This window comes from Ilumatobacter sp., from assembly GCF_049588435.1.
Classification (GTDB): Bacteria; Actinomycetota; Acidimicrobiia; order Acidimicrobiales; family Ilumatobacteraceae; genus Ilumatobacter_A.
Window position 1 is genome coordinate 1 of the sequence record NZ_JBAVYV010000536.1, and the last position, 3,997, is coordinate 3,997.

The 3,997-nt window shown below is 67.3% G+C and carries 5 protein-coding genes and 1 pseudogene; all 6 read right to left on the reverse strand.

The genetic code is table 11. The features are described from left to right. A pseudogene (locus WBV89_RS20175) lies at positions 1 to 263 on the reverse strand (urease accessory protein UreF); the annotation flags it as partial. Beyond that, entirely contained in the window at positions 263 to 1,981 is a 1,719-nt protein-coding gene (locus WBV89_RS20180; protein ID WP_423983120.1) for an urease subunit alpha, read from the reverse strand. The pseudogene WBV89_RS20175 and the gene WBV89_RS20180, both read right to left, overlap by 1 nt. Further along, positions 1,978 to 2,289 (reverse strand): urease subunit beta, encoded by a 312-nt coding sequence (locus WBV89_RS20185; RefSeq protein ID WP_423983121.1) that lies wholly within the window; start codon positions 2,287 to 2,289, stop codon positions 1,978 to 1,980. Before WBV89_RS20185 ends, WBV89_RS20180 begins: the two co-directional genes overlap by 4 nt. Further along, on the reverse strand, positions 2,286 to 2,612 hold the full coding sequence (locus WBV89_RS20190; RefSeq protein WP_423983122.1) for an urease subunit gamma: 327 nt from the start codon (positions 2,610 to 2,612) through the stop codon (positions 2,286 to 2,288). Before WBV89_RS20190 ends, WBV89_RS20185 begins: the two co-directional genes overlap by 4 nt. Then, positions 2,612 to 3,673, reverse strand: a complete 1,062-nt coding sequence (locus WBV89_RS20195) for an acetamidase/formamidase family protein (protein ID WP_423983123.1) — start codon at positions 3,671 to 3,673, stop codon at positions 2,612 to 2,614. The genes WBV89_RS20190 and WBV89_RS20195 overlap by 1 nt, the downstream gene beginning before the upstream one ends. A gap of 75 nt (positions 3,674 to 3,748) precedes the next feature. Continuing rightward, positions 3,749 to 3,997: TSUP family transporter (locus WBV89_RS20200; RefSeq protein WP_423983124.1), on the reverse strand; the 249-nt coding region annotated here is incomplete at its 5' end.

Here is a 3,997-nt window from a genome sequence, read left to right on the forward strand (position 1 = left end):
CTGGCCTCGCGCAGAGCAGGCGACAGCACGCGTGCCGAGTACTCGGCGTCGAGGACGGCGACGTCGACGGTGCCGTCGGCAACGCACGCCGCAAACGCCGCGTCGACGATCCCGGTGGTCGCCAGGCGGCCGGTGAGATAGCGCTCGAGCGTGCGGTCGTCGCGGACGTCGCCCAGGCGGACCGCCGCCTCGACGCCCGCCGAGTTCGTGTGCCCACCCGCCGGGAACCGCCCGTCGACCAGCATCAACAGCTCGCCGTTCATCAGTAGAGGAAATACCGCTGGGCCATCGGCAGCGATTCGGCCGGCTGCTCGGTGACGAGTTCGCCGTCGATGCGAACGGCGAAGGTGTCGGGTTCGATGTCGATGTCCGGCGTGGCGTCGTTCAACACCATGTCGGCCTTGCCGATCGAACGGGTGTCGGACACCGCAACGAGATCGCGTCGGACGTTCAAGCGATCGGCGAGCCCGTCGTCGATGGCCGTGCTGGACACCCACCCGATCGACAGGCCCGGCGCGACGCCCGGTGCGGCTCCGAACATCGGGCGCGGCAACTGCGGCTGCGGAGTCGGGATCGAGGCGTTTGCATCGCCCATCTGCGCCCACGCGATCATCCCGCCCTTCACCACGACGTGCGGTCGCACACCGAAGAAGGCCGGGTCGTAGAGCACGAGGTCGGCCATCTTGCCCACCTCCACCGAACCGACGTCGGCCGCCAGACCGTGTGCGATCGCCGGGCAGATCGTGTACTTGGCCACGTAGCGACGAGCGCGCAGGTTGTCGGCGGGACCATCCGTCGAGTCACCGATCCGCAGCGCTCCCCGGCGGTGCTTCATCGTGTGCGCTGTCTGCCACGTGCGCAGGACGACTTCGCCGATGCGGCCCATCGCCTGCGAGTCCGAGCCGATCATCGAGATCGCTCCCATGTCGTGGAGGATGTCCTCCGCGGCGATGGTCGAGGGTCGAATCCGGCTCTCGGCGAACGCGAGATCCTCGGGCACCGACGGGTTGAGGTGGTGACAGACCATCAGCATGTCGAGGTGTTCGGCGACGGTGTTGACGGTGTGCGGCCGGGTGGGGTTGGTCGACGACGGCAGGACGTTGGCGTGGGACGCGACGGTCATGATGTCGGGAGCGTGGCCGCCACCGGCACCCTCGGTGTGGAACGTGTGGATCGAGCGCCCGGCGATCGCGTCGAGCGTCGCGTCGACGTATCCGGCTTCGTTCAGCGTGTCGGTGTGGATCGCGACCTGCACGCCCGATGCATCGGCGACGGTGAGACACGCATCGATGGCTGCGGGCGTCGTTCCCCAGTCCTCGTGCAACTTGAAGCCCGCTGCACCCGAACGGAGCTGTTCCCACATCGCCTCCGGGTTCACGGTATTGCCCTTGCCGAGCAGCGCGACGTTCACCGGCCAGTGGTCGAGCGCTTCGAGCATCCGTTCGAGGTACCACGAGCCCGACACGGTCGTCGCCTTCGTCCCCTCGGCGGGTCCGGACCCACCACCGATGATCGTCGTGATCCCGGAGGTGAGTGCCTCGTCGAGCAGCGTCGGCGAGATGAGGTGCACGTGGCAGTCGATGGCTCCGGCGGTCAGGATCTTGCCGTTGCCGGCGAGGATCTCGGTGGACGGGCCGATCACGAGTGCCGGATGGATTCCGTCCATCGTCTCGGGGTTGCCGGCCTTGCCGATCCCGACGATGCGACCGTCCTTCACGCCCACGTCGGCCTTCACCACACCCCAGTGGTCGAGTACGACGGCGCCCGTGATCACGAGATCGGGCGAGCCTTCGGCACGAGTCCGGGTGGACTGCCCCATCGACTCGCGGATCACTTTGCCGCCGCCGAACACCGCTTCGTCACCGCCGGCGCAGTGATCGTCGGTGACCTCGATGAACAGGTCGGTGTCGGCGAGTCGAATGCGGTCGCCGGTGGTGGGTCCGTACAGGTTGCGATACCGGGAACGTTCGATGCGGCTCATCCGTCGAGCGCCCCTGCCGTCTCACCGCGGAGCCCGAGCACGACCCGTTCACCGACCAGCGGCACGAGGTCGACGTCGGTCGCGATGCCGGGTTCGAACCGGATGGCCGTCCCCGCCGGAATATCGAGTCGGTGGCCTCGAGCGGCGACGCGGTCGAACCGCAACGACGGGTTCGACTCGCTGAAGTGATAGTGCGAACCGACCTGGATCGGGCGGTCTCCGCCGTTCTCGACGCGCAACGTGAGCACCCGCCGTCCGACATTGATGTCGATCGGTTCGTCGGGTCCGGTGATCTCGCCGGGGATCACGTGTCGCCCCAGTCTTGCTGGGGACCGATCGGGTCGTGGAGCGTGACCAGCTTCGTGCCGTCCGGGAACGTCGCCTCGACCTGAACGTCGTGGATCATCTCGGCGACGCCTTCCATCACGTCGTCGCGTGTGAGGACGCGCCGACCGGCATCCATCAGGTCGACGACGGTCCGACCGTCGCGTGCCGCTTCGAGCACCCAGTCGGTGAGGATGGCCACCGCCTCGGGGTGATTGAGCTCCAGCCCGCGAACCCGTCGCCCGCGAGCGACGTCAGCCGCGACGTGAACGAGGAGCCGTTCCTGCTCGTGTGGTGTGAGGTGCATCAGCGGTCGAGGATCGAGTGTGCGACAGCCGCGTGACAGCCGACGATGCCGTCGACGACCTGGGTGACACCCATGTCGACGGCGACGGATGCGAGCGAATAGGCCTCGTCCATGGTGAAGCCTCCCCGGTCGACCATCAGCTTCAACATCTGTTCGGCGGCCATCGCCATCGCCGAGCCGAGTCCGTCGACACCGTCGTCGACACTGTTGGAGAAGCCGTGCGTCAACCAGTGGGTGTCGGTTCTCAGCAGCGGCGCCTCGACCGGAAGGTCGGACGCGAGCGATAGTCGCAACGTGACATCGAGTGACGCTTCGATCGCGGTCCCACAGATCTCGCCGTCACCCTGGGCGAAGTGGGGGTCGCCGACGTAGAAGCCTGCGCCCTCGTGGAACACCGGGTAGTGGACGGTCGCACCCGGGCCGAAGCGCCAGTTGTCGACGTTGCCACCGAACACACCGGGCTCGATGCTGCTGCGCCGTGGTCCCTCGGGGGCGACGCCCATCACGCCGAGATGGGGTCGGACCGGCACGCGTACCTCGCGTCCGAAGGGCTGGCGCGCACCGCAATCGGGTTCGGAGATCACACCGGGACGGTCGTAGAGCTCCAGGGCGGTGAAGTCGAATCCGAAGAGCGGCGTGGCGAACGCCGGAAACTCGCACGGAGCGGTGGCGACCGTGTCGTCGAGTTCGTAGATCGTGATGCGTTCCTTGCCGAACCGCTCGTGAAACAGGCCCCAGTTCGCCGCGCAGTTGGCGCCGTAGGGCATGCGCGGCGACATCGACAACAGCTCGACGCGCAGCGTGTCGCCGGGCTGGGCACCGCGGACCTCGATCGGCCCGGTCATGATGTGGACACCAGGCGTGCGGGTCTCGGGAGCGATGCCGTCCCAGATCGCACGCACACCGTCGTCCATCATCAGGTCGGGAGCATCGCCGGAGTGGTGGGTGACCGCTTCGACGGTGATCGTCTCTCCCGGATCGACACTGAGCACGGGTGCTTCATCTGCGTCGAGGTATCCCCAGAAGCAGGTCTCGGGTGTCGCAATCAACCGATTCGTCATGAAGGTCTGACCATAAGACCACCCTGTGAACGGCGCGTTTCACGACGAGGACAACATCGTTGCCTCGACCGTCCGTCACCAGATGCCGATGAGGCGCCCGGCGAGGTACAGGGCCGCGCCGATCATGAAGATCCGCACGAGCTTCTCGCCGCCCTTCACCGCGAGCTTCGCACCGAACCACCCGCCGGCCATGAACCCGGCCGCCAGCACCAGCGCGGGCGCCCACACCACGTCGCCCTGGACGATGAAAACCGGCAGGGCGATGACCGTCACGATCAGGTTGATCAGGACCTTCACGCTGTTCGCGGTGACCAGGTCGTACCC

Excerpts from the sequence above, each read along its gene's own strand:
- WBV89_RS20195 (WP_423983123.1), bottom strand. The coding sequence starts at position 3,673 with ATGACGAATCGGTTGATTGCGACACCCGAGACCTGCTTCTGGGGATAC.
- WBV89_RS20180 (WP_423983120.1), bottom strand. The coding sequence starts at position 1,981 with ATGAGCCGCATCGAACGTTCCCGGTATCGCAACCTGTACGGACCCACC.
- WBV89_RS20190 (WP_423983122.1), bottom strand. The coding sequence starts at position 2,612 with ATGCACCTCACACCACACGAGCAGGAACGGCTCCTCGTTCACGTCGCG.